The organism is Bacillus cereus group sp. MG4 (assembly GCF_040460055.1).
Taxonomy (GTDB): domain Bacteria; phylum Bacillota; class Bacilli; order Bacillales; family Bacillaceae_G; genus Bacillus_A; species Bacillus_A wiedmannii.
The window spans coordinates 3248862-3274387 of the sequence record NZ_JARVGZ010000001.1 but is presented as its reverse complement, the minus strand read 5'-3'; the positions used below and the strand labels follow the sequence as shown (position 1 = coordinate 3274387).

Genomic DNA, 25526 nt, shown 5'->3' with positions numbered 1-25526 from the left:
GAAACAGCGGGGGTGGAGAGATGGAAAAGATTATAGAAGTAAATGGTGTTTCTAAAACATTTAAATATAAAAAGGCAGTAAATAACGTTTCATTTCATGTGAATAAAGGAGAAATAGTAGCACTACTTGGACCGAATGGTGCAGGAAAAACGACGACGATGTCGATGATGCTTGGATTAAAGGATCCGACGGAAGGAACTGTTTCTATATTTGGAAAGAGTCCCAAACATAGAGATGTTCGTAATAGCCTCGGTGCGATGTTACAAGAAGTAAGTGTCATTGATAGCATTACGGTGGAAGAGGCAATTGAGTTATTCCGTAGTTATTATACGAATCCGGTAGCGAAAGAAACGTTACTACAGTTATCAAATTTAGAATCAGAGCGAAAGCAAAGATGTGAGAAATTATCAGGCGGGCAAAAAAGAAGATTAAACTTTGCACTCGCACTTGCAGGAAATCCAGATTTGCTATTTTTAGATGAGCCGACAGTTGGAATGGATATTACGTCTCGAAGAACGTTTTGGGAAACAATTCGAAAGTTAGCAAGTGAGGGGAAAACGATTATTTTAACGACACACTATTTGGAAGAAGCGGATGCATTGGCGAATCGTATTTTATTATTTGCGAATGGAAAGATTATCGCAGATGGTACACCAGATGAGATGAAGGCGACGATTTCGCGAAAAACAATCAAGTTTTATTCGAAGGAAAGTATTCCTGCAAAATTACTAAAAGAATTACCAAACGTAACAGAAGTACAGTCAAACGAAGGGCACTTCACTTTAACAACTGAAGATACAGATGCAACTTTAAAAGCGATTTATCAAAAGAACTTACCTGTAACAGATGTTTCAGTTGAACGTGGAAGTCTTGATGAAGCATTTGAACAGTTTGTCGCAAATCAGGAGGAGGGAATCGCATGAGAGCTTTATGGATGCAATGCAAAATAGAAATTTTACGTACGTTTCGTAATAAATTGTTTATCTTTTTCTCATTACTAATGCCAGTTATGTTTTACTACATTTTCACAAATGTTATTCAAGTGCCACAAAACGGAGATGCTTGGAAAGCGCATTATTTAATCTCAATGGCGACATTTAGTATTGTAGGGACGGCACTTTTTAGTTTCGGTGTAAGGATTTCTCAGGAAAAGGGGCAAGGGTGGACACATTTGTTGAAAATTACACCACTTCCAGAAGGGGCATATATAACAGCCAAAATCATCGCTCAAACTGTAGTGAATGCTTTTTCAATCTTAGTTATCTTTATCGCAGGAATATTAATTAATCATGTTGAGTTAACAGTAGGGCAATGGATTGGCGCTGGATTATGGTTGTTGTTAGGTGTAACACCATTTTTAGCGTTAGGAACAGTAATAGGTTCTATTAAAAAGGCAGATGCAGCAGCGGGTTTAGCGAATATTTTAAATATGAGTCTAGCTGTAATTGGCGGGCTATGGATGCCAATTGAAGTATTCCCAAAAATATTAAGAACAATTGGTGAATGGACACCAACATACCACTTCGGAAGCGGTGCATGGGATATTGTAGCTGGGAAATCAGTTGGTTGGGAAAATATCGCGGTATTAGGAGGTTATTTCCTTATATTTGTTGTAGTATCAATATATATAAGAAAAAGACAGGAAGCGGTATAAATGATAGAGAAGAAGAGGATTGAGATTTTTCCAAAACATATGGGTTTCTTCCCGTATATGTGGTTCGTATATCTGTTATTTCCAATTTACCATTTAGTGCAGGCGTCAGGGTGGAAGCTTGTAATTGGAAGCGGTATGTTGATAGTTTTTATTATCACATACCGTCAGCTTTATTTTGTGCAGAGGACGTTCGTTTTTTGGGCATGTATTCAAATGGTACTTATCTTTTTATTTGCTTTATTTTACAATCCTTTCATGATATTCTTTGGCTTTTTCACCGCAAGTGCGATGGGATTTACGCCAAATAAGAAAGCGTTTCGAGTGCTATTATGTTTGTTAGTTATAATGCTGGGGGCATTTTTATTTGTAAATATGAATCAACTAACAACTACAAGTTTAGTAAATATTGTTCCAATGTTTATTTTAATGCTTCTTACACCATTCGGAATGCGTAATTTTAATCAGAAAAGGATGTTAAGAAATCAATTAGACGAAGCAAACGAACAAATTAAAGACTTAGTAAAACGTGAAGAGCGGCAACGGATTGCAAGGGATCTTCATGATACGTTAGGGCATACGTTATCACTCATTACTTTAAAAAGTCAGCTCGTGGAAAAGTTAATTGTAAAAAATCCGGAGCGTGCAAGTGCGGAAGCAAAGGAAATTACACAAACATCTCGTACCGCTCTAAAGCAGCTAAGGGAACTAATTTCTGATATGCGTATGATTACAGTAGAAGAAGAGCTTGAGCAAATAAAAGCGATCTTACAAGCGGCTACTATTGAATTAGAAATAAAACAAGAAACGAGTGCAAGTTCGTTATCACCCATTGAACAAAATATTTTAGGAATGTGTTTACGTGAGGCTGTGACGAATGTTGTAAAGCATAGTAAGGCGACGCGTTGTACAGTTTCTGTACTAGAATCACAAGGTGAATTAATTTTGACAGTAGAAGATAATGGAATTGGTTTAGCGGATCAAAACCACGATGGAAATGGCATTCGTGGTATGAAAGAGCGCATCGCTCTTATTGATGGGTTTGTTGAACTGGGCACGATCAATCCAGGGACACTATTAATAGTAAAAGTACCAGTTGTCATTAGAACAGGAAAAGATGAGGTGAGGGCATGATTCGAATTATTATTGCAGAAGATCAGCGGATGCTTCGTGGTGCATTGGGGGCCCTACTTGATCTAGAAGATGATATTGAAGTAATTGGGCAAGCTGCGAACGGGGACGAAGCGCTAAAACTAATTGAATCGCTACAACCTGATGTAAGCATTATGGATATTGAAATGCCAATTCAAAGCGGGTTAGATGTTGCGGAAACGTTACAGAAAGAAAAATCAGCATGCAAAGTAATGATTTTAACAACATTTGCGCGCCCTGGATATTTTGAACGAGCAATGAAAGCTGGCGTGCACGGATATTTATTAAAAGATAGCCCAAGTGAAGATTTAGCTGCAGCGATTCGTAATGTAATGAAAGGAAAGCGAGAGATCTCTCAAGATTTAATGTTCGGCTTATGGCAGGAGCAAAATCCGTTATCAGATCGTGAAAAAGAAGTATTGCTACTTGCGAAAGAAGGAAAGACGGCAAATGAAATTGCGAAGGCGCTGTATCTTTCGCCTGGTACAGTACGTAATTATATTTCTGAAGTATTAACGAAGCTTGATGCGAAAAATAGAATTGAGGCAATTACAATTGCGGAAGAAAAGGGATGGATATGAAAAGAAGTTTACCTATGAGTGGTAAACTTCTTTTTTCTTATAAACAAGTATTTCAATAGAGAGTTTCGTCGCAGTCGCATCGCTCAGAATTTGAAGTATATCGCGTAATTTAGATTTTACTTCATTTTTCGACAAAAAATTTGTTATAGTAAGATTAGGTTGTTGGTCTAAATTTTGGACAACTTTACCACTACCAGTTGTAATTACTCCATTTTTATCTACTTTTACAATAAAATCTTGGCAATATACTTTGTAATTTTTGTAAGTTTGTGCAAGGTGAACTTCGGTTTGATTTTCTTTTGTTTCTTTATTTGTAGGTTGGGAATCTACATTCATTTCAATTGCCACTCACTCTTGTTGAGCTTTAGCCTCGTTTATCTCACCCTTTAAATACTTTCTCGCCATATAGTTTTGTATCATTTTGAGGTTGTGTTAATTTTTAAATCGTTAAACTAGGCTGAGTGATTTCAACTTTTACTGCATTTCTATTTAGTTCTTGGGTGTGAATGGCTTCTGCTGATAAAGGATAAAGAAGACCGAATGTAACGAAAGCATGGGCAAATTTTCTATAATTTATCTATAAAATTACTAGTCTATTATATTATGTGAGATGGATTGTATGAAAAATTTGCCGAATTTTATATATATTATGCATTATTTCATATCAAAAATTGTCGAATTCACATTATTGTAGTGGTATGACAACTTAAAAAATTAGATTGTTATAATGGGATGGTGAGTAAGTATGCACGCAGAAAAACTAGGAAGTGAAATTAAGAAAATTAGGGTGATGAGAGGATTAACACAAAAGCAGTTATCCGAGAACATATGTCATCAATCGGAAGTGAGTCGAATTGAATCGGGCGCGGTATACCCAAGTATGGATATATTGCAAGGCATTGCAGCGAAGTTACAAGTTCCCATTATTCATTTTTATGAGGTACTCATTTATTTTGATATTGAGAGGAATAAGCAGTTAAAAGATCGAATTATTATGCTTTGTAAGCAAAAGAAATATAAAGAAATTTATAATAAAGTATGGAATGAGTTGAAAAAGGAAGAATATCATCCTGAGCTTCAGCAATTTCTTCAATGGCAATATTATGTAGCTGCTTACATATTGAAAAAAATCGATTACGAATATTGTATTTTAGAATTAAAGAAATTGCTCAATCAACAATTGGCAGGAATAGATGTATATCAGAACCTTTATATTGAAAACGCAATTGCAAACATTTACGCTGAAAACGGCCATTTTAAGAAGAGTATTAAGTTATATGAAAATATATTAAAACAATTAGAGGTATTACATGATAATAAAGAGTTTGATGTGAAGGTGAGACATAATCATGCAAAAGCATTATTCTTAGACAATCAATACGAAGAAGCGCTTTGTCACGCAAATAAAGCCATTGAACTATCGTGTCAAATTAATAGTATGACATTGATTGGACAGTTGTACTTTCGAAAAGGTGAATGCCTAGCAAAGCTAGGGTGTGATAGAGCAGAAATTGAAGATGCTTACGAAAAAGCGTGCTTCTTTTTCGATATATTAGGAAACCATACGTTAAAAGAAACAATTATAAAAAAAATGAAAAAATAAAAAAGGCATAAAAACAAATATGCATAATTGCATAAGATGTGGATAATTTTTCATGATATATTTAAATAAAAAAATGCGGGTGATGGAATATGAAGAAACTACTTATTGGTAGTCTATTAACGTTAGCGATGGCATGGGGTATTTCATTAGGAGATACAGCATTAGAGAAAAGCCAAATAATTTCTCATAATGATCAAGAGGTACAATTAGCTGGAGAGGTACCTTTTGAATATTAAAAAACAACCGTCTTACTTAGACGGTTGTTTTTTTGTGTAGTAACATCCAAACGTCTTTACTAGAAACAGGCTTGCTAATAAGGAATCCTTGAATGTGGTCACAGTTTTGTTCATATAAAAACTTCCATTGTTCTTCCGTCTCTACACCTTCTGCAATAACTTCTAAATTTAGTTCTTTAGATAGTGTAATGATGGAGGAGATAATCGCTTCCTCTAAAGGACTATTTGTAATTCCGCAAATAAACTCTCGAGCAATTTTTAATGTGTTGATTGGGTATTTTGTTAAATAAGCTAAAGAACTATAACCAGTTCCAAAGTCATCGATTGAAATTTGAATACCGAGATTTTGAAGCTGTTCTAGTTTGGAAATGACAGATTGATTTTGATTAATTGCGATACTTTCTGTGATTTCGATATCTAGTGCTTCTGATTTTAGTTCGGTTTCTTCTAACACTTTTGAAATAGTAGGGATTAAATCTGCATGGTTAAATTGAACAACAGATAAATTCACACCAACTTTTAAGTGAGAAAACCCTTGATTATGCCATCTTTTTGCCTCTAAGCAAGCGGTACGTAAAATCCAATTTCCAAGTTCAATAATAAATCCGGTTTCCTCCGCTAGAGGAATGAATTGGGCAGGAGACACGATGCCGAGTTTTGGGTGCTTCCAACGAATTAATGCTTCAAAACCGATAATTTGTTTTGTTTTTGTGCTTACTTGTGGCTGATATTCAAGGAAAAATTCATTTTGTTGTAATGCTTTTGTAAGTTCACCTTCTAAGAATTGGATTTCATTTTGGGCGATACTTATTTCTTTTGAGAAGAAAACAAATCTGTTTTTTCCATTTGCTTTCGCGCGATACATAGCCATATCAGCATTTTTCATTAATTCAGTAACATCGGTCCCGTAATCAGGATACATGGCAATTCCGATACTCGGTGTAATAGACAGTTCTTCGTCTTTAATGAAGAATGGTTTGTTTAAAACGGTTAAAATCTGTTCAGCTATAAAAGCCGCACTTTTTTCTGAGTACATATCTGGTAATAGAATTGTAAACTCATCTCCACCTTGGCGAGCAACGATATCTTTTGAACGCAAGCAACCACGTAATCTTTTTGCTACTTCAATTAATAATAGATCTCCGACATCGTGACCAAGTCTATCGTTAATTTTTTTGAATCGATCTAAATCAAGGAACATAACGGCAACATCATTCACGCTAGTTTGAGCTGTATTTAAAATGTTTTTTAAATCTTTTTCAAACTTTCGGCGATTTGGTAATCCAGTCAGTGCATCATGAAAGGCTAAATGTTCTACTTGTTTTTGTTTTTCATATAAAGTTGTAATATCACGTGCTATGCCGAACATCCCAACAACTTCTTTGTTTATGAAAGTAGGGATGAGTGTAACGTGAAGGTAATAGTAATAGCCTTCTTTTTCTTTTGTGCGAACTTCTAAAGTTTGTGGTCTACCTTCTTTTGTTATTTGTAAAGCTTTCTTTAGTAGATCATGGTCTTTTGAGTCAATAAAGTGTAGAAGAGAATAGCTTTCTACTTCACAATAGTAGGCAGTAAATAAGCTTTCACAAGCTGTATTAGATTGTTGGAAAATACCATCCATATTTAAAGAGAAAACGGCATCAGGATGATCTTCGAATAACGATTTATAGCGTTGTTCACTCTTTGATAACGCAGATGCACCTTCTTCTACTTTGCCTTCTAGTTGTGTAGTCAACTGTTCATATGTATCGATTAGTGCTTGATTATCTTTCCACATGTAAAGTTGTCGTAGGAATAATAAGATGAGTGATAATACTAGACCGATTAGCATGAACTTATCATCCCAAGGTTGAATAAGAATAAAGGAAAAAGTAATGATTATACTGAAATAGGGTAATATAAAGCGCACATAATCAAATCGATAATACTTTGTTTTCGTTTCATGCTGCATTGGTTTGTCCAAAATGTATAGTATGGAAGATAAACCAATTAATAAAATTGAAGCAGTATGTACTAAATAAGAGACTTCAGAAGAAGTTTTCATCCCCGTGTTTAGTTGGAACAGATGTATATACCCGTACACAAGTATGATAGTAAAACCGATAATTAATGAAATTCTGCTAGCAGAATATTGTTCTCGTCTATATAGGCTAATAACGGCGTAAATTACTAATGCTTGTGCAATAAAGTATCCAATTAAAACCCAGTGATCTGTTGTTAACATACGAAAGCTTGAGAGGTCCAAAATAAAAGTTAAGGTAAAATAAATATTCATAATAACAATAAAGATGCTATCGAATGAAAATTGAGCAAGGCCTCTAATAGAATAATGTTTTATGAATTTGATAGCAAACCCAGAAAAGAGCAAAATATATTGTATGATGAAAAAAGGTAGTGCCTTATATGAGAATATGACTTGATCATATATAGAAAGTGAATGAAGGAATAAAGTTATTTCCATAGTTAGTCCGCATATGCAAGTGCAGAGTAATAAAACCCAAAATAATTTATCACTACGCTTCATTTTCTTAATAGCTTTATATAAGCAATAGCAAGAAAAGAGTGCAGCAAAACAAAATAAGAAGAGAATTCCAATTTCTTTTATATTCAAGTCCTTAGGGATAAGAAATATCCAAAGGGAAAATATAATTATATACATCATGACAAAGTGTACATATTTTTTTTGATTAATCATATTATGGATCCGTTTCAATAAAGTTGAATCGCAGGTGGAAAATGCTAATTCCAATCATAGCATATACAATAGGTTGTTTTTTACTATAAAAATTACTTTTTTTGAAAAAAATAGCTCAACATTACAATTTACCATTGTAATGTTGAGCTATTTACTCTTTTTATCCCTCTTATAGAGGATAATTCATGTATTAATTGCAGCATTGCTAAATCTTTCTGTTTACTTTCAATCATAATATCGAAATTATGGTCGATTTTTTTTGCAATGTGTAAGAAAGGCTTAATAAACTCTAAATCAATATATTCAGAGTGAGCCCTAAATTCTTTTTTTGATTTAGGGGAGGAAATGTGAACTTTAGGAGGGACATTTGTATGTGACCAAGTTTCAAAAATTGCAGGGAGTAACACTTCTAGCGGTTCCTCGCAAAGGTTTGCCATGTGATGATGATAATCAAATACGAATGGAATCTTTTCTTTTTGGCAAATCGATAAAGTTTCAGCAGTTGTATATGTTTTATCATCATTTTCAAGCGTCATTTGCTCTTTTATATGTGTAGGAAGCTTTTTTATGTTTTCATGGAAACGTCCAACTGCTTGTTCTTTATTTCCATAGGCACCACCTACATGGATGTTAATATAAGAAGAATCTGCAATTCCTATTGCATCTAATACTTTATAATGATAGGCCATATCTGTAATAGCGTTAGTTGTAATATGTGGCTTGTCGCTTGTAAATAGCGTAAATTGATTTGGATGAAAACTTACTCGCAAATTGTATTCTTTAATTAATGCCCCAATTTTACGCCAAAGCGGTGTGAACAACCCGATATAATCAAACTCGACTTCGGGATGTGTTGCAAGTGGGACGATGGAAGAAGATAAGCGATATAATGGAATTTCATGAGCTATATTGTAATGAAGAATACGTATTGTATGCTCAAGATTTTGCCGTGTAACATCGTATAATTTATCTTCTCGTTCTTGTTTACTAAGCTTTTGAAAGCTTGTAAATGTCATCGTTTTAGCCGGAGAACAGTCCCAGAGTGCCATTGCATGTGAGACATATCCGAAACGCATAATCATAATGAATACATCTCCTTTATCCATTATCTTTCCTATAGAAAGAAAGCAAGTATCGTTCCTACCCATTCTTTCCCTCTATCAATAAGAGAAAGGGGGCTAACATCTTTAAAGGAAAGTAATGACGCATTTTCTAGATCTTCATGGAATTTGTTTTTTACTGTTTGTATAAAATGTTTATCATATAAAAGGCAGTTGATTTCATGGTTAATATATAAACTTCTCATATCAAAGTTTGCAGTTCCAATATCACAAATATAATCATCGACTATAATAACTTTAGCGTGAAAAAAACCTTGTTGAAATGAGTAAATATTACACCCAGCTTGTATTAACTTTCGGCAATATGGGAATTTTGCTTCGCGAACAAGGGCGTGATCCGCTTTTTCTGGAACGAGAACCGTGATTTGAACCCCACGTTTTCGCGCTTTTAATAATGCATTCATAATTTTCTTCCCAGGAATGAAATATGGTGTACCGATAAAGAGTTCTTTTTCCGCACTTTCGATTAAATGTAAAAATGTATTTTGCAAATAGGCACCATCAGTAGGGATAAAACGATGTAGAATGATTCCTGGTTGTTGCTTAGGAAAATAAAGAGGTGAATCTAATAAATTTTGCTTCGTATCGTCGAGCCAATCATGTAAAAATTGCTTTTGTAAATCTTGTATTCCTTCTCCTGTAAGGCGTAAATGATAATCGCGCCATAATCCTAATTTTTGATTATGCCCTAAATATTCTTCTCCAATATTAAACCCACCAATATAACCAATTTTCCCGTCAATAACTGTAATTTTTCTATGGTTTCTTTGATTTGCAGAAAAGAACAGAAAAGGAAATTTCACTTTATGACAAAATGAAAAAGAGACGCCGTGTTTTTGTAGGGAACGAATTGCCTCGTTTGATAAATAATGGCTTCCCAATCGATCGAGTAAAAGTCTTACTTCAATTCCTTCCTGTGCCTTATCGATAAGTAACTTTAAAAATTCACGACTGATTTTATCGTTTTTTACAATGAAGAATAAAACGTGCACATGGTGCCTTGCTTGTTGTATATCAGTAAATAAAGCATCATATAAATCTTGCCCGTATGTATAAAGGTGAAAATTACTTTGACGTAAAGGGAAAGTACGAGAGCGCACACGCTTTAAATGAAGAATCCTCCCATATAAAAGGTCAATTGTGATCCAAAGAGTAACGCATATTAACAAGAGAGATAAGAAGAACATAAGTGAATTCCCTCCTTTGCATTCTTTTCGCCTTCATTTTACTGGCTGCCCGGAAAATCCCGATTGGCTTCACCTTATCCCATATTAAGGGGGGGTAAGCCTCCTACTTAAAAATTAGGCTTACTTAAAGGAATCAGGCGAGAGGAAACAACCCCCTACGGATTAAAGTTTCACTTTATAGTTTCACCGAAATAAACAGCTTTATTAAAAAATATGTTGTTGTATAACAAAAAACTGTTGACTGAATGCTCACTCATTATATAATGAAGACAGGGGATAAAATTCAGAAAATTATATGTTTTTGAAGATTCTAAAAAAGAAAGAGGGCTTACAAAGAGAGGGGTAGCATAAAAATGAATAGCTTACTGATCATTAATTGGCTGGCTGCCATTGCTGTTATTGCTTATGCAGGATATTTGTTTGTGTATCTTATACGGACGAGGATGGCCTACATACAGTTAGGAAAAAAGATTGAATTTGACCGTCGTTTTAAAGAGCGTTGGGATCTCCTTAAGGTCAATGTTTTCGGTCAGAAAAAGCTGCTGAAAGATAAGAAGAGCGGCATTATTCACGTTATGTTCTTTTACGGATTTATTCTTGTCCAATTTGGAGCAATTGACTTCGTTTGGAAAGGACTCGCACCAGGATCACATCTTCCACTTGGACCACTATACCCTGCATTTACATTCTTCCAGGAAATTGTCACACTTGTTATTTTAATTGCAGTCTTTTGGGCTTTTCATAGACGTTATGTTGAGAAGCTAGTTCGTTTAAAACGTAATTTCAAATCAGGCCTTGTTCTTATCTTTATTGGTGGCTTAATGATTTCTGTGCTACTCGGTAATGGGATGGGAATTATATGGCACGGCGAGGAGCTTTCATGGAGCGAACCGATCGCTTCTGCAATCGCTTACGTTTTCTCGGGAATAAATGAAACCGCAGCCATTTCTGTGTTCTATTTCTCTTGGTGGGTGCATCTACTAATTTTGTTAACGTTTTTAGTGTATGTTCCACAATCAAAACACGCGCATTTAATTGCGGGACCAGTTAACGTTTTCTTCGGACGTCTTTCAAATCCAGGGAAACTTGAAAAGATTGACTTTGAAGATGAAACGCAAGAAACATTTGGTGTTGGTAAAATCGAGGACTTTAGACAAAATCAGCTTATTGATTTATACGCTTGCGTAGAGTGTGGTCGCTGTACAAATATGTGCCCGGCAACAGGGACAGGGAAAATGTTATCGCCGATGGATTTAATTTTAAAACTTCGCGATCATTTGACTGATAAAGGAGCAGCAGTGACATCAAAAGCACCGTGGGTTCCAGTAGTTGCTTTTAATAATACACAAGGAAATCAGTTAGCGATGATGGCAGCTGGGAAAGGGCAACAAGAATCAGCAGCTACAACGCTTGCTTACGATCCGAGTTTAATCGGAGATGTTATTACAGAGGAAGAGATTTGGGCTTGTACAACGTGCCGTAACTGTGAAGATCAGTGTCCGGTTATGAATGAGCATGTTGACAAAATTATTGATTTACGCCGCTATCTCGTTTTAACAGAAGGAAAGATGGACGCGGAAGCGCAGCGTGCGATGACAAATATCGAGCGTCAAGGGAATCCGTGGGGACTGAACCGTAAAGAGCGTGAAACTTGGCGCCAAGGTGATGATGAAGTAACGGTTCCAACTGTAAAAGAAAAATCGAAAGCTGGCGAGGAGTTCGAATATTTATTCTGGGTTGGTTCAATGGGATCATATGATAATCGTAGTCAGAAGATTGCGATATCGTTTGCGAAGTTAATGAACGAAGCAGGCATTTCATTCGCGATACTTGGTAATAAAGAAAAGAATTCTGGAGATACACCGCGACGTCTTGGAAATGAATTTGTCTTCCAAGAGATGGCGACAAAGAATATCGAGGAATTTGAAAAAGCAGGAGTGAAGAAAATCGTTACGATTGATCCTCACGCTTATAACACATTTAAAAATGAGTATCCAGACTTTGGCTTGCAAGCAGAAGTCTATCATCATACAGAATTGTTAGCTCAGTGGGTGAAAGAAGGACGCTTAAAACCTGTTCACGCTATTGAGGAAACAGTTACGTACCATGATTCCTGTTACTTAGGAAGATACAACGAAGTATACGAAGCGCCACGCGATATTTTGAAAGCAATTCCTGGTGTGAATCTTGTAGAAATGGCACGTAACCGTGAAACTGGAATGTGCTGTGGCGCAGGTGGTGGCTTAATGTGGATGGAAGAGACAGCAGGTTCACGTATTAACGTTGCTCGTACAGAACAAGCACTAGCTGTGCAACCATCCATTATCGGTACAGGTTGTCCATATTGCTTAACGATGATTAGCGATGGGACGAAAGCGAAAGAAGTAGAAGAGAAGGTTCAAACTCTTGATGTAACAGAGATTTTAGAACGCTCTGTTATCGGACAGAAGAAAGAAGCGATGTAATTTGTAGGAATGAATACAACTTTAGAGAGAGGTGCAATCATTGCACCTCTTCTCAACGTAAGAACACCGAGCGAGCGCTCGGTCCTAAAAAAAAGAGATGGGGGAAATAGATATGAGTAAAACAGTTATTTTAAGTGCTGCAAGAACACCGGTTGGGAAATTTGGAGGATCTTTAAAAGACGTGAAGGCGACAGAACTTGGGGGAATTGCAATTAAAGCAGCGCTTGAGAGAGCAAATGTTTCTGCTAGTGATGTTGAGGAAGTTATATTTGGAACAGTTATTCAAGGGGGACAGGGGCAAATTCCATCGCGCCAAGCTGCGAGGGCTGCTGGAATCCCTTGGGAAGTACAGACGGAAACAGTGAATAAAGTTTGTGCATCAGGGCTTCGTGCGGTTACGTTAGCGGATCAAATTATTCGTACTGGCGATCAATCACTAATTGTAGCTGGCGGTATGGAGTCAATGAGTAACAGTCCTTACATTTTACGAGGCGCAAGATGGGGATACAGAATGGGTAACAACGAAATCATCGATTTAAACGTTGCTGACGGCTTGACATGCGCATTTTCAGGTATACACATGGGTGTTTATGGTGGAGAAGTTGCGAAGGAAGATGGAATCTCTCGCGAAGCGCAAGATGAATGGGCATATCGTAGCCATCAGCGTGCGGTTTCAGCGCATAAAGAAGGACGTTTTGAAGAGGAAATCGTGCCAGTAACGATTCCGCAAAGAAAAGGCGATCCTATCGTCGTTGCAAAAGATGAGGCGCCACGCGCGGATACAACGATTGAAAAATTAGCGAAATTAAAACCTGTATTTGATAAGACGTCGGCAGTGACAGCGGGTAATGCTCCTGGACTAAATGATGGCGGTGCTGCGCTCGTATTAATGAGCGAAGACAGAGCGAAGCAAGAAGGAAGAAAGCCATTAGCGACAATTTTGGCACATACAGCAATTGCAGTGGAGTCTAAAGATTTCCCAAGAACGCCAGGTTATGCAATTAACGAATTGTTGAAAAAAACAGGCAAGACAATTGAAGATATCGATTTATTCGAGATTAATGAAGCATTTGCAGCGGTAGCAATTGCAAGTACAGAGATTGCAGGAATTGACCCAGACAAATTGAATGTAAATGGCGGCGCAGTGGCAATGGGACATCCAATTGGAGCAAGTGGAGCGCGTATTATCGTTACACTTATCCACGCACTGAAGCAGCGCGGCGGCGGAATTGGAATTGCTTCTATTTGTAGCGGTGGCGGTCAAGGTGACGCAATTATGATTGAAGTTCGTTAATTTACATGTAGGTGATTTTTGATTTATTAACAATTTATATTGAGGGGGAAGAAAGAATGGGTGTACAAAAAATAGTTGTAATTGGTGCAGGACAAATGGGTTCGGGAATCGCACAAGTATGTGCAATGGCAGGATATGATGTGAAGGTACAAGATTTAAAACAAGAGCAATTAGACAGAGGATTGGCTATTATTACGAAAAACTTAGCGCGCCAAGTAGAAAAAGGACGCATGAAGGAAGAAGAGAAGGAAGCGACGTTAAATCGCCTTACAGTAACGCTTGATTTAGATTGTGTGAAGGAAGCGGATCTTGTTATTGAAGCGGCTGTTGAGAAAATGGATATAAAAAAGAAAATCTTTGCGAATTTAGATGAAATTGCTCCAGATCACGCAATTTTAGCGACGAATACGTCATCTCTACCAATTACAGAAATTGCAGCGGTAACGAAACGTCCGGAGAAAGTAATCGGTATGCACTTTATGAATCCCGTTCCGGTTATGAAGCTTGTTGAAATTATTCGTGGTTTGGCTACAGATGATGAGGTGTACGAAACAATTGAAGATATTACGAAAAAAATTGGGAAAGTGCCAGTTGAAGTAAATGATTTCCCAGGATTTGTATCGAACCGTATTTTATTACCGATGATTAACGAAGCGATCTATACGTTATATGAAGGTGTAGCGACGAAAGAAGCGATTGATGAAGTAATGAAACTAGGTATGAATCATCCGATGGGACCACTTACATTAGCTGATTTTATCGGTTTAGATACATGTTTATACATTATGGAAGTGTTGCATGAAGGATTAGGAGATAGTAAATATCGCCCATGTCCATTATTACGCAAGTATGTGAACGCAGGATGGTTAGGACGTAAAACAGGCCGTGGTTTCTACGTTTACGAATAAAGTCCTCCTTTTATTAAAATAGTGGTCTTACCAAATTATTAAAAAGATATATAGCAAACGGAGGCGGAGTACATGAATTTTCATTTTACTGAAGAGCAACAAATGATGAGGAAAATGGTTCGAGATTTTGCGCAGAAGGAAATAGCTCCCTTTGTTCCTAGTATGGAACAAGGGGTGTTCCCAAAAGAGATTTTGCAGAAGATGGGTGAGCTTGGACTAATGGGTATTCCAGCGCCTGCAAAATATGGCGGGGCAGAAATGGATTTTATTTCTTACATTTTAGCAATTGAGGAAATTTCAAAGGTAAGTGCAACGGTTGGTGTAATTTTAGCTGTACATACGTCAGTTGGAATGAACCCGATTTTATATTTTGGAACAGAAGAACAGAAGCGGAAATATGTTTCTAAACTTGCGACTGGTGAATATTTAGGTGCATTTGCATTAACAGAACCAAATGCAGGATCAGATGCAGGGAGTTTGAAATCAAGAGCTGTAAAGAAAGGCGATCACTACATTATTAATGGATCGAAAGTATTTATTACAAATGGCGGTGAAGCAAGTACATACATTGTATTCGCTTCTACAAATCCAGAGGCAGGAAAAAGTGGGATTTCTGCATTTATAGTAGAGAAAGATACACCAGGCTTAGTTATCGGCAAAGATGAGCATAAAATGGGACTTCTTGGTTCTCGCACGGTACAACTTACGTTTGAAGATATGAAAGTGCCGGCCGAGAATTTACTTGGTGAAGAAGGACAAGGATTTAAGGTGGCAATGGCGAATTTAGATGTTGGACGAATTGGAATCGGAGCGCAGGCATTAGGAATCGCGGAAGCGGCGCTTGCATGTGCGATTGATTATGCGAAAGAGCGTGAGCAATTCGGTAAGCCAATTGCGGCGCAGCAAGGAATCGGATTCAAACTTGCAGATATGGCGACTAGTGTAGAAGCGGCGCGATTACTTGTATACAGAGCGGCATCGCTAAGAGCGCAAGGATTACCATGCGGTAAAGAAGCTTCTATTGCGAAATTATTCGCTTCTAAGACGGCTGTTGAAGTTGCGATTGAAGCGGTGCAAGTATTTGGCGGTTATGGTTATACGAAAGACTATCCAGTAGAACGATTTTTCCGTGATGCGAAAATCACGCAAATATATGAAGGAACGAGTGAGATACAGAAACTTGTTATTAGTCGAGCTTTATAAAAGGACAAGGGGGAGACGGGAATGCATTTTAAACTATCAGAAGAACATGAAATGATAAGAAAAATGGTTCGGGATTTTGCTAAGAACGAAGTAGCACCGACGGCAGCTGAGCGTGATGAAGAAGAGAGATTTGATCGTGCATTATTTGATCAAATGGCAGAGCTTGGTTTAACCGGCATTCCGTGGCCTGAAGAATACGGCGGAATTGGAAGCGATTACTTAGCGTATGTGATTGCTATCGAAGAATTATCTCGTGTTTGTGCTTCAACAGGTGTAACGCTGTCTGCACACACTTCACTTGCTGGTTGGCCAATTTTTAAATTTGGAACGGAAGAACAAAAGCAAAAGTTTTTACGACCGATGGCAGAAGGAACGAAAATTGGTGCATACGGTTTAACGGAACCAAGTTCTGGTTCAGATGCTGGCGGAATGAGGACAACTGCGAAACGAGATGGAGACCATTACATTTTAAATGGATCGAAAATCTTTATTACAAATGGCGGTATTGCTGATATTTATGTTGTTTTTGCGTTAACTGATCCCGAATCGAAGCAGCGTGGTACGAGCGCGTTTATTGTGGAAAGTGATACACCAGGATTTTCAGTTGGGAAGAAGGAAAGCAAGTTAGGGATTCGCTCTTCACCAACAACTGAAATTATGTTCGAAGATTGTCGTATTCCTGTAGAGAACCTACTCGGGGAAGAGGGCCAAGGATTTAAAGTTGCGATGCAAACATTAGATGGCGGCCGTAATGGTATTGCTGCGCAAGCAGTCGGTATTGCGCAAGGGGCTTTAGATGCTTCTGTAGAATATGCAAGAGAGCGTCATCAGTTTGGGAAACCAATTGCGGCGCAGCAAGGAATTGGCTTTAAACTTGCAGATATGGCAACGGATGTGGAGGCGGCACGTCTTCTAACATACCAAGCGGCTTGGCTTGAATCGGAAGGGCTTCCGTATGGGAAAGAGTCAGCGATGTCAAAAGTATTTGCAGGGGATACAGCGATGAAGGTGACGACTGAAGCGGTACAAGTATTTGGTGGTTACGGTTATACGAAAGATTATCCAGTAGAGCGTTATATGCGCGATGCAAAGATTACACAAATATATGAGGGAACACAAGAGATTCAAAGGCTTGTAATTTCTCGTATGTTAACGAAGTAGGATCAAAGGCGTAGGTATTTTCCTACGCTTTTTCCTTCCAAAAAATAATAGGGAGAGGTGAAGGGGATGGTTAAACACAATGTACATGCGTCCGTGAAAGATGAAAAATTAGTTGCGTTAAGACGTGAACAAATGATTAAAGGTGCGGTGCAATTGTTTAAGCAAAAAGGGTTCCCACGTACAACAACAAGAGAGATTGCGAAGGCGGCTGGGTTTAGTATTGGAACACTTTATGAGTACATTCGTACAAAAGATGATGTTTTATATTTAGTTTGTGATAGTATTTATGAACATGTAAAAGAAAGATTAGAGGAAGTAGTGTGTACAGAGAAGGGAAGTATAGAAAGCTTAAAGATAGCGATAACGAATTATTTTAAAGTGATGGATGAATTGCAAGAAGAAGTATTAATTATGTATCAAGAGGTACGTTTTTTACCGAAAGAATCACTCCCATATGTATTAGAAAAAGAGTTTCAAATGGTCGGGATGTTTGAGAATATTTTAGAGCAGTGTACAGAAAATGGGACATTTACATTAAATAAAAAAGAGATACAGCTTCTTGCACATAACATTTTCATACAAGGACAAATGTGGGGATTTAGACGTTGGGCCCTGCAAAAACTGTATACGCTTGAAGAATATACAGAAATGCAAATTAGGTATGTACTGCAAGGAGCGCATATGTTTCCGAAATAAGGAATAGACAAATTATAATTTTATTACCATATTAAAGTTTCCCGTTTTTTTTGTAGCATATTTGTGCGACTTTTGTTTATAATGAATAGTATGGATTTTTTTAAGCAGACCGTTATATATAAGGTTATATTTGAAGAAAGGAAGTGCCGCATAAGTGAATTTTAAGCAATATTCACCAGAAGAGCTAAAAGAATGTTCAATGATTGAAGTTGTACATAGCGTTTTAGGGGATAAAAGACAAGCAACGACATTCAACGAGTTGGTTCGAGAAATCGCTCAAGTGCTGGGACTATCTCAAGAGCAAGTTAATGCGAAACTCGCACAATTTTATACAGATTTAAACATCGATGGACGTTTCATTAATTTAGGAGAAAATCGTTGGGGACTACGTAGCTGGTACCCATATGAGCAAATTGATGAAGAAATCTTACCTCAGCCAAAACCGAAGAAGAAACGTAAAGTTGAAGAGGACGGTTTTGACGACTACATCGAAGAAGATGAAGACTTCGACGATGCAGACGCAAGTGAAGAAGAGGTAGAAGATTTGGACAAGGTTCTTGAAGAAGAAGACGGAGATGACGATGATCTTGATGATTTAGATGAAGATGATGAAGATGACTTCGCCGAAGAAGAACTTGAGTACGATGAAGCTGAAGCTGAAGAAGAAGAAGAGGAAGAACTGTAGTTCTTGACTTTTCATTATCGTCCATGTAGAATCATTTTTGGGCTCTTTAAAAAAGGACGATAATACTTTTAAAGTGTAAATATAAAAGAAAATTGCTCCCTACTTATTACTTTATGTGATGAGGGGAGCAATTTTCTTTTTTGTTTTTTGTTTAGAAAATAAAAAGAGTCTAACAATAAGATGGATACAGTGTTATCTACATACGTTGCGCTTTGCAACGGTGATTATATAACAGCAAAATAGGAGGGAGCTTTTTCATGACTAAGTATATTTTTGTAACAGGCGGTGTAGTATCGTCTCTAGGAAAAGGTATTACAGCAGCATCTCTTGGAAGACTTTTAAAAAATCGTGGTTTAAACGTAACGATTCAAAAGTTTGATCCATACATTAACGTAGACCCAGGGACTATGAGCCCATACCAACACGGTGAGGTATTCGTAACAGATGATGGTGCAGAAACTGATTTAGACCTTGGTCACTATGAGCGTTTCATCGACATCAACTTAAACAAATACAGCAACGTAACAACAGGTAAAATTTACTCTTCAGTTCTTCAAAAAGAGCGTCGTGGTGAATACCTAGGAGGAACAGTTCAAGTTATTCCTCACATTACTAACGAAATTAAAGAGCGTGTATACCGTTCTGGTCGCGAAACAAACGCGGACGTTGTTATTACAGAAATCGGTGGAACTGTTGGTGACATCGAGTCTCTACCATTCTTAGAAGCAATCCGTCAAATTAAGAGCGACATCGGTCGTGACAATGTAATGTACATTCACTGTACGTTAATCCCGTACTTAAAAGCAGCGGGTGAAATGAAAACAAAACCAACGCAACATAGCGTTAAAGAGCTTCGCAGCTTAGGTATTCAACCAAATATTATCGTTGTTCGTACAGAATTGCCTGTTTCTCAAGATATGAAAGACAAGCTTGCATTATTCTGTGACATTGATACAAAAGCAGTTATCGAAGCACGCGATGCAGATACTTTATATGCGGTTCCATTATCTCTTCAAGAGCAAAATATGGACCAAATCGTTTGCGATCATTTAAAATTAGACAATCCAGCTGCAGATATGACAGAGTGGACTGCGCTAGTTAATAAAGTACGTAACCTTTCTAAGAAAACAAAAATTGCTCTTGTTGGTAAATACGTAGAGCTTCAAGATGCATACATTTCTGTTGTAGAAGCACTTCGTCATGCGGGTTATTCATTCGACACAGATGTAGAAGTGAAATGGGTAAACGCTGAGCACGTAACACTAGAGAACGTACAAGAATTAGTTGGTGATACAGATGGTATCCTTGTACCTGGTGGATTCGGCGATCGTGGTGTAGAAGGTAAAATCGTTGCAATTCAATATGCTCGTGAAAACAAAGTACCATTCTTAGGAATTTGCTTAGGTATGCAACTTGCATCAATCGAATTTGCACGTAACGTATTAGGATTAGAAGGAGCTAACTCTTCTGAAATTAATCCTGACACACCTTATGCAATCATTGACTTATTACCAGAACAAAAAGATGTAGAAGACTTAGGTGGTACACTTCGTCTTGGCCTATACCCATGTAAGCTTGCTGAAGAAACAAATGCTTACAATGCTTACAACGAGCCGGTTGTATATGAGCGTCATCGTCATCGTTATGAGTTCAACAATCAATTCCGTCCGGATATGGAAAAAGCAGGATTTGTATTCTCTGGTACAAGCCCAGACGGTCGTCTAGTTGAAATCATTGAATTAAAAGACCACCCTTGGTTCGTGGCAGCACAGTTCCATCCAGAACTTGTATCTCGTCCAAATCGTCCACAACCATTGTTCCATGACTTCGTAAGTGCTTCTATTACGAATAAAGAGAGCAAGTAATAAAAAAAGCGCCTGAAATAGGGCGCTTTTTTTAATATTCATTTAACATTTCATCGATTGTAAATTTGATTCCATGATATGCAAATAAAGCTATCATTAAACTTGGGAATCCGTAGCGATTGCCTTCATCGTCTGGAATAAGGCCTTTTAACAGCTTAATATCAATATGTACATCTGTATATTGTTCTAGTGATTCAGTACCTTCTTGAATAGCAGAGATGCCGACAATAGAGTGTCCATCAGCTTGAAGTTTTTTTGCCATTGCTACAACTTCTTCATCTGTTGAAAAACGGCTAATAAGAAGTACACGATCTGCAGAAGTTACTTCTACTTCTTTACCATTTTCAAATAATCGTTTTGCTTGCTTCATTGGTTCAGCACCGAATAATGCTTCCGCAACAACGCCCTCCATTTCATTTGTACCATGTAAATAAATGAAACCGTCGCCAACTAATGCTTGAGCAAGTAGACGGGCGCTATCTTCTATATTCATTTCTTCTTTTTGAGAAACTCTGGAGAAATAACCACTTAATTGAGTTGAAAAAATTTTTAACATAATGTTACTCCCTTTCGTACGTGTTTACCGGCTTTCATTATAGTTTATTTTTTTAGAAAGGTGAAATCGAAGGGTAGCATAACAAAATAGGAAACAGTAAAATAAGAAAGAATAGGAAGGAATTTGGCAAAGAATAGCGAAAATTAATCGTTAAGATATAAGAAGCTTTAAATCTTGTATTTACACAGAAAGGTTGGGAGTTATGGAAGGGAAAATTTTAATCGTTGATGATCAATATGGCATTCGTGTGTTATTACATGAAGTGTTCCAAAAAGAAGGTTATCAGACATTCCAAGCAGCGAATGGATTTCAAGCTTTAGATATCGTGAAAAAAGATAATCCAGATTTAGTAGTGTTAGATATGAAAATTCCAGGTATGGATGGTATAGAGATTTTAAAACATGTAAAGGAAATTGATGAGAGTATTAAAGTAATTTTAATGACTGCTTATGGAGAGCTTGATATGATCCAAGAAGCGAAAGATTTAGGAGCTTTAATGCACTTTGCTAAACCGTTTGATATTGATGAAATTCGTCAAGCGGTGAGAGAACAGCTTGCTGTAGAGGCGTAAAAAATGAATTTTTTATAAAAAATATGGAAAAAAGCGTTTACATGGACTATTGAGCAGGTGAATACGGTTGAGTTTTTGAGTACAAGTTGTTATCCTATTGAGTGTAGAAAAAAGTCCGGTATGTAAATATACATATTTTACCTTATTCTGGTCATACTACCAGCGATAAGAACTTATCGGATACAAAAAACGTTTTTTAGGAGGATTCACCATGCCTTTAGTTTCTATGAAAGAAATGCTAAACACAGCACTAGAAGGAAAATACGCAGTTGGTCAATTCAACATGAACAACTTAGAGTGGACTCAAGCTATCTTAGCTGCTGCGGAAGAAGAAAAATCTCCTGTAATCCTAGGTGTATCTGAGGGTGCAGCTCGTCATATGACTGGTTTCAAAACAGTTGTAGCTATGGTTAAAGCTTTAATCGAAGAAATGAACATCACTGTTCCTGTAGCGATTCACCTTGACCATGGTTCAAGCTTCGAAAAATGTAAAGAAGCAATCGATGCAGGTTTCACATCTGTAATGATCGACGCTTCTCACCACCCATTCGAAGAAAACGTTGAAACTACTAAAAAAGTAGTAGAATACGCACACGCTCGTAACGTATCTGTTGAAGCTGAGCTTGGAACAGTTGGCGGACAAGAAGACGACATCATCGCTGAAGGCGTAATTTACGCTGATCCAGCAGAGTGTAAGCACCTTGTTGAAGCAACAGGTATCGATTGCCTAGCTCCAGCTTTAGGTTCTGTACACGGTCCTTACAAAGGTGAGCCTAACTTAGGATTCGCTGAAATGGAACAAGTTCGTGACTTCACTGGTGTACCTTTAGTATTACACGGTGGTACTGGTATCCCAACTGCTGATATCGTAAAAGCTATCTCTTTAGGTACTTCAAAAATTAACGTAAACACTGAGAACCAAATTGAGTTTACAAAAGCTGTTCGTGAAGCATTAAGCAAAGACCAAGAAGTTTACGATCCTCGTAAATATATTGGACCTGGCCGCGACGCTATTAAAGCAACTGTTGCTGGTAAAATGCGTGAATTCGGTTCTAACGGTAAAGCGTAAGAATAAAATTCCGTTTTGGAAACCGTCTAGTCTTTTAGACGGTTTCCTTTCGTTGTATAATGAAAGCGTGAACAAGTCTAAAGATTTTTATCATTTTGTTTTTGAAATAGAAAATAATGTGCATAGTCCTATTAATAAATGTGATAATGTATCTAAATTGATAATGTAAATTCGATGAATAGTTAATCTTTATCTATTCGTACTACGGGAGAAATGAAGATAATGGTTTCCTATTTATTGAGTGTTAGGGTGGAAAGAGTGATTGTGATTCTTAAGGGGAGCTTTCTATAAGGATATAGAAAGTAAATACATTCATAAGAAGGGAGCTCAATATGGAAAAATTGCTAATTGAAGGCGGAAGAGCTTTAAATGGAACAATTCGAGTGAGTGGTGCAAAGAACAGCGCCGTTGCACTAATTCCAGCGACAATTTTAGCAGATACTCCAGTAACTATTGGTGGTGTCCCTAATATTTCGGACGTGAAAATGTTAGGAGACTTGCTAGAGGAAATTGGAGGAAGAGTAGCTTATGGACAGGAGGAAGAGATGATAGTCGATCCTTCTAACATGGTTGCAATGCCTTTACCGAATGGAAAAGTGAAAAAATTGCGTGCTTCTTATTATTTAATGGGTGCGATGCTTGGCCGTTTTAAAAAAGCTGTTATTGGGCTTCCAGGTGGATGTCATTTAGGACCGAGGCCAATTGATCAGCATATTAAAGGGTTTGAAGCGTTAGGTGCACATGTTACAAACGAACAAGGTGCTATCTATTTAAGAGCAGATGAATTACGCGGGGCACGTATTTATTTAGATGTTGTTAGTGTAGGAGCTACGATTAATATTATGCTAGCAGCTGTGCGAGCGAAGGGTAGAACTGTTATTGAAAACGCAGCGAAAGAACCAGAAATTATTGATGTAGCTACATTGTTAACTAGCATGGGAGCACGTATTAAAGGTGCTGGTACAGATGTAATCCGAATTGATGGTGTGGACTCTTTACATGGCTGTCACCATACGATTATCCCAGACCGTATCGAAGCTGGTACGTATATGATTCTAGGAGCTGCATCAGGAGGAGAAGTAACGGTTGATAATGTGATTCCTCAGCATTTAGAGTCAGTTACAGCGAAGTTAAGGGAAGCTGGTGTCCAAGTTGAAACGAACGATGACCAAATTCGAGTGAACGGTAATAGAAGGTTAAAAGTAGTTGATATAAAAACGCTTGTATATCCAGGATTCCCAACAGATTTACAACAACCATTTACGACGCTTTTAACAAAGGCGCACGGAACGGGTGTTGTAACGGATACGATTTACGGCGCGCGTTTTAAACACATCGATGAGTTACGTCGTATGAATGCACAAATTAAAGTAGAAGGTCGTTCGGCAATTGTAACTGGTCCTGTTTTATTGCAAGGTGCAAAAGTGAAAGCAAGTGATTTGCGAGCTGGAGCGGCTCTTGTTATTGCAGGGTTAATGGCGGATGGAATTACAGAAGTAACCGGACTTGAGCATATTGATCGAGGTTATGAAAATATAGTAGACAAGCTTAAAGGTCTTGGCGCAAACATTTGGCGAGAACAAATGACAAGTCAAGAAATTGAAGAGATGAAGAACGCATAAGTGATACTTCCGCAAGGGGGAAGCGAAGCATCACTACTTGCGGAAGTATACTTTGTAGAGAAACACGGTTCACAAAATACGGCAGAAATATAAAGACTTAAAGGAGAGGGATTATCGTGGAAAGAAGTTTATCTATGGAGTTAGTACGTGTAACAGAGGCTGCAGCATTATCATCAGCGCGTTGGATGGGGCGCGGGAAAAAGGATGAGGCAGACGGTGCAGCAACATCAGCTATGCGTGATGTATTTGATACAATCCCGATGAAAGGTACAGTTGTAATTGGTGAAGGCGAGATGGACGAAGCACCAATGTTGTATATCGGAGAGAAATTAGGTACAGGATATGGACCACGTGTAGACGTTGCGGTTGATCCTTTAGAAGGGACAAACATCGTAGCAGCTGGTGGATGGAATGCTCTTGCTGTTATTGCAATTGCAGATCATGGTAATTTGTTACATGCTCCTGACATGTACATGGATAAAATCGCGGTTGGCCCAGAAGCGGTTGGGGCGGTCGATATTGATGCGCCTATTATCGATAACTTACGTGCGGTTGCGAAAGCGAAAAATAAAGATATTGAAGATGTTGTAGCGACAGTTTTAAACCGTCCACGTCATCAAGCGATTATCGAAGAAATTCGTAAAGCTGGTGCTCGTATTAAATTAATTAACGATGGCGATGTGGCTGGAGCAATTAACACTGCATTTGATCGCACAGGTGTAGATATTTTATTCGGCTCTGGTGGAGCACCTGAGGGTGTATTAGCAGCAGTTGCATTAAAATGTTTAGGTGGAGAAATCCACGGAAAGCTTCTGCCTCAAAATGAAGCTGAATTAGCTCGTTGTAAAAAAATGGGTATTGAAGATATAAATCGTATCCTTCGCATGGAAGACCTAGTAAAAGGTGACGATGCAATCTTTGCAGCAACAGGCGTAACAGACGGAGAACTATTACGCGGCGTTCAATTTAAAGGTAGCGTAGGAACAACACAATCCCTTGTTATGCGTGCAAAATCAGGCACAGTACGCTTCGTAGACGGACGTCATAGCTTGAATAAAAAACCAAACTTGGTTATTAAGTAAAAAGCGTAAGCAGCTCGTTCTGAATGGGAAGGGGATGGAGATTCTAGCCGCTGGAACTGGATTAAATAAAAGCGTAAGCGGCTCGTTCAGAATCGCAGGGCATTGTAGCTCCTGACCATTCTA

22 protein-coding genes and 1 pseudogene are annotated in these 25526 nt (G+C 37.8%); 18 read left to right on the top strand and 5 right to left on the bottom strand.

Annotated features, from left to right (window positions below; all coding sequences use genetic code 11):
* Positions 1-20: 20 nt before the first annotated feature.
* Genes QCI41_RS17295 through QCI41_RS17280 form a run of 4 tightly spaced genes read left to right on the top strand, consistent with a single transcriptional unit; the run spans position 21 to position 3384 of the window.
* Positions 21-923 (top strand): ABC transporter ATP-binding protein, encoded by a 903-nt coding sequence (locus QCI41_RS17295; protein ID WP_046955501.1) that lies wholly within the window; start codon positions 21-23, stop codon positions 921-923.
* Positions 920-1654, top strand: coding sequence for an ABC transporter permease (locus QCI41_RS17290; RefSeq protein ID WP_001202423.1), 735 nt, complete (start codon positions 920-922; stop codon positions 1652-1654). The genes QCI41_RS17295 and QCI41_RS17290 overlap by 4 nt, the downstream gene beginning before the upstream one ends.
* Positions 1655-2785, top strand: coding sequence for a sensor histidine kinase (locus QCI41_RS17285; RefSeq protein ID WP_353837008.1), 1131 nt, complete (start codon positions 1655-1657; stop codon positions 2783-2785).
* Positions 2782-3384, top strand: coding sequence for a response regulator transcription factor (locus QCI41_RS17280; RefSeq protein ID WP_353837009.1), 603 nt, complete (start codon positions 2782-2784; stop codon positions 3382-3384). The genes QCI41_RS17285 and QCI41_RS17280 overlap by 4 nt, the downstream gene beginning before the upstream one ends.
* A gap of 12 nt (positions 3385-3396) precedes the next feature.
* On the opposite strand, the gene QCI41_RS17275 is transcribed toward QCI41_RS17280, so the two are convergent.
* Positions 3397-3720 carry a bacillolysin gene (locus QCI41_RS17275; RefSeq protein WP_353837010.1) on the bottom strand — a complete coding sequence of 108 codons (324 nt, stop codon included), beginning with the start codon at positions 3718-3720 and terminating at the stop codon, positions 3397-3399.
* 409 nt (positions 3721-4129) lie between these two features.
* Between QCI41_RS17275 and plcR the strand changes: the two genes are divergently transcribed.
* A complete protein-coding gene (gene plcR / locus QCI41_RS17270; protein ID WP_353837011.1) occupies positions 4130-4987 on the top strand; it encodes a transcriptional regulator PlcR in 858 nt (285 codons plus the stop codon).
* Between the two features lie 89 nt (positions 4988-5076).
* Positions 5077-5223, top strand: a complete 147-nt coding sequence (locus tag QCI41_RS17265) for a quorum-sensing peptide PapR (protein ID WP_046958556.1) — start codon at positions 5077-5079, stop codon at positions 5221-5223.
* 16 nt (positions 5224-5239) lie between these two features.
* Here QCI41_RS17265 and QCI41_RS17260 read toward each other — a convergent pair whose 3' ends face one another.
* The 3 genes from QCI41_RS17260 to cls all read right to left on the bottom strand — a co-directional run bounded on the left by QCI41_RS17260 (position 5240) and on the right by cls (position 10226).
* Positions 5240-7918 carry a DUF4084 domain-containing protein gene (locus tag QCI41_RS17260; protein WP_353837012.1) on the bottom strand — a complete coding sequence of 893 codons (2679 nt, stop codon included), beginning with the start codon at positions 7916-7918 and terminating at the stop codon, positions 5240-5242.
* A gap of 128 nt (positions 7919-8046) precedes the next feature.
* Entirely contained in the window at positions 8047-9000 is a 954-nt protein-coding gene (gene uvsE, locus QCI41_RS17255; RefSeq protein ID WP_000605889.1) for a UV DNA damage repair endonuclease UvsE, read from the bottom strand.
* Positions 9001-9032: 32 nt separating this feature from the next.
* Positions 9033-10226, bottom strand: a complete 1194-nt coding sequence (gene cls, locus QCI41_RS17250) for a cardiolipin synthase (protein WP_353837013.1) — start codon at positions 10224-10226, stop codon at positions 9033-9035.
* Between the two features lie 353 nt (positions 10227-10579).
* On the opposite strand from cls, the gene QCI41_RS17245 reads away from it, so the two are divergent.
* From QCI41_RS17245 to pyrG, 8 genes and pseudogenes are all read left to right on the top strand, one after another.
* Entirely contained in the window at positions 10580-12691 is a 2112-nt protein-coding gene (locus QCI41_RS17245) for a (Fe-S)-binding protein (protein WP_001086763.1), read from the top strand.
* 9 nt (positions 12692-12700) lie between these two features.
* A pseudogene (locus tag QCI41_RS17240) lies at positions 12701-13985 on the top strand (acetyl-CoA C-acetyltransferase).
* A gap of 56 nt (positions 13986-14041) precedes the next feature.
* Positions 14042-14893 (top strand): 3-hydroxybutyryl-CoA dehydrogenase, encoded by an 852-nt coding sequence (locus tag QCI41_RS17235; RefSeq protein WP_048566720.1) that lies wholly within the window; start codon positions 14042-14044, stop codon positions 14891-14893.
* 72 nt (positions 14894-14965) lie between these two features.
* Complete coding sequence (locus QCI41_RS17230) at positions 14966-16096, top strand: acyl-CoA dehydrogenase (protein WP_353837014.1); 1131 nt, start codon at positions 14966-14968, stop codon at positions 16094-16096.
* 21 nt (positions 16097-16117) lie between these two features.
* Positions 16118-17257 carry an acyl-CoA dehydrogenase AcdA gene (acdA, locus tag QCI41_RS17225; RefSeq protein WP_000545531.1) on the top strand — a complete coding sequence of 380 codons (1140 nt, stop codon included), beginning with the start codon at positions 16118-16120 and terminating at the stop codon, positions 17255-17257.
* 66 nt (positions 17258-17323) lie between these two features.
* The gene (locus QCI41_RS17220) at positions 17324-17953 is read left to right on the top strand and encodes a TetR/AcrR family transcriptional regulator (RefSeq protein WP_000238598.1); all 630 of its coding nucleotides are present in this window, start codon (positions 17324-17326) and stop codon (positions 17951-17953) included.
* 154 nt (positions 17954-18107) lie between these two features.
* Positions 18108-18638 carry a DNA-directed RNA polymerase subunit delta gene (gene rpoE, locus QCI41_RS17215; RefSeq protein ID WP_353837015.1) on the top strand — a complete coding sequence of 177 codons (531 nt, stop codon included), beginning with the start codon at positions 18108-18110 and terminating at the stop codon, positions 18636-18638.
* Between the two features lie 257 nt (positions 18639-18895).
* A complete protein-coding gene (gene pyrG / locus QCI41_RS17210) occupies positions 18896-20503 on the top strand; it encodes a CTP synthase (protein ID WP_046958551.1) in 1608 nt (535 codons plus the stop codon).
* A 31-nt stretch (positions 20504-20534) separates the two neighbouring features.
* Here pyrG and QCI41_RS17205 read toward each other — a convergent pair whose 3' ends face one another.
* Positions 20535-21059: a DUF2529 domain-containing protein gene (locus tag QCI41_RS17205; protein ID WP_353837016.1), complete on the bottom strand. Its 525-nt coding sequence runs from the start codon at positions 21057-21059 to the stop codon at positions 20535-20537.
* A 202-nt stretch (positions 21060-21261) separates the two neighbouring features.
* Here QCI41_RS17205 and spo0F point away from each other — a divergent pair, with 202 nt between their 5' ends.
* The 4 genes from spo0F to glpX all read left to right on the top strand — a co-directional run bounded on the left by spo0F (position 21262) and on the right by glpX (position 25403).
* Positions 21262-21630, top strand: coding sequence for a sporulation initiation phosphotransferase Spo0F (gene spo0F / locus QCI41_RS17200; protein WP_000398593.1), 369 nt, complete (start codon positions 21262-21264; stop codon positions 21628-21630).
* Positions 21631-21841: 211 nt separating this feature from the next.
* A complete protein-coding gene (locus tag QCI41_RS17195; protein ID WP_001131858.1) occupies positions 21842-22699 on the top strand; it encodes a class II fructose-bisphosphate aldolase in 858 nt (285 codons plus the stop codon).
* Between the two features lie 332 nt (positions 22700-23031).
* The gene (murA, locus tag QCI41_RS17190; RefSeq protein ID WP_353837017.1) at positions 23032-24321 is read left to right on the top strand and encodes a UDP-N-acetylglucosamine 1-carboxyvinyltransferase; all 1290 of its coding nucleotides are present in this window, start codon (positions 23032-23034) and stop codon (positions 24319-24321) included.
* Between the two features lie 116 nt (positions 24322-24437).
* Positions 24438-25403, top strand: a complete 966-nt coding sequence (gene glpX / locus QCI41_RS17185) for a class II fructose-bisphosphatase (RefSeq protein WP_000442336.1) — start codon at positions 24438-24440, stop codon at positions 25401-25403.
* Positions 25404-25526: the final 123 nt, after the last annotated feature.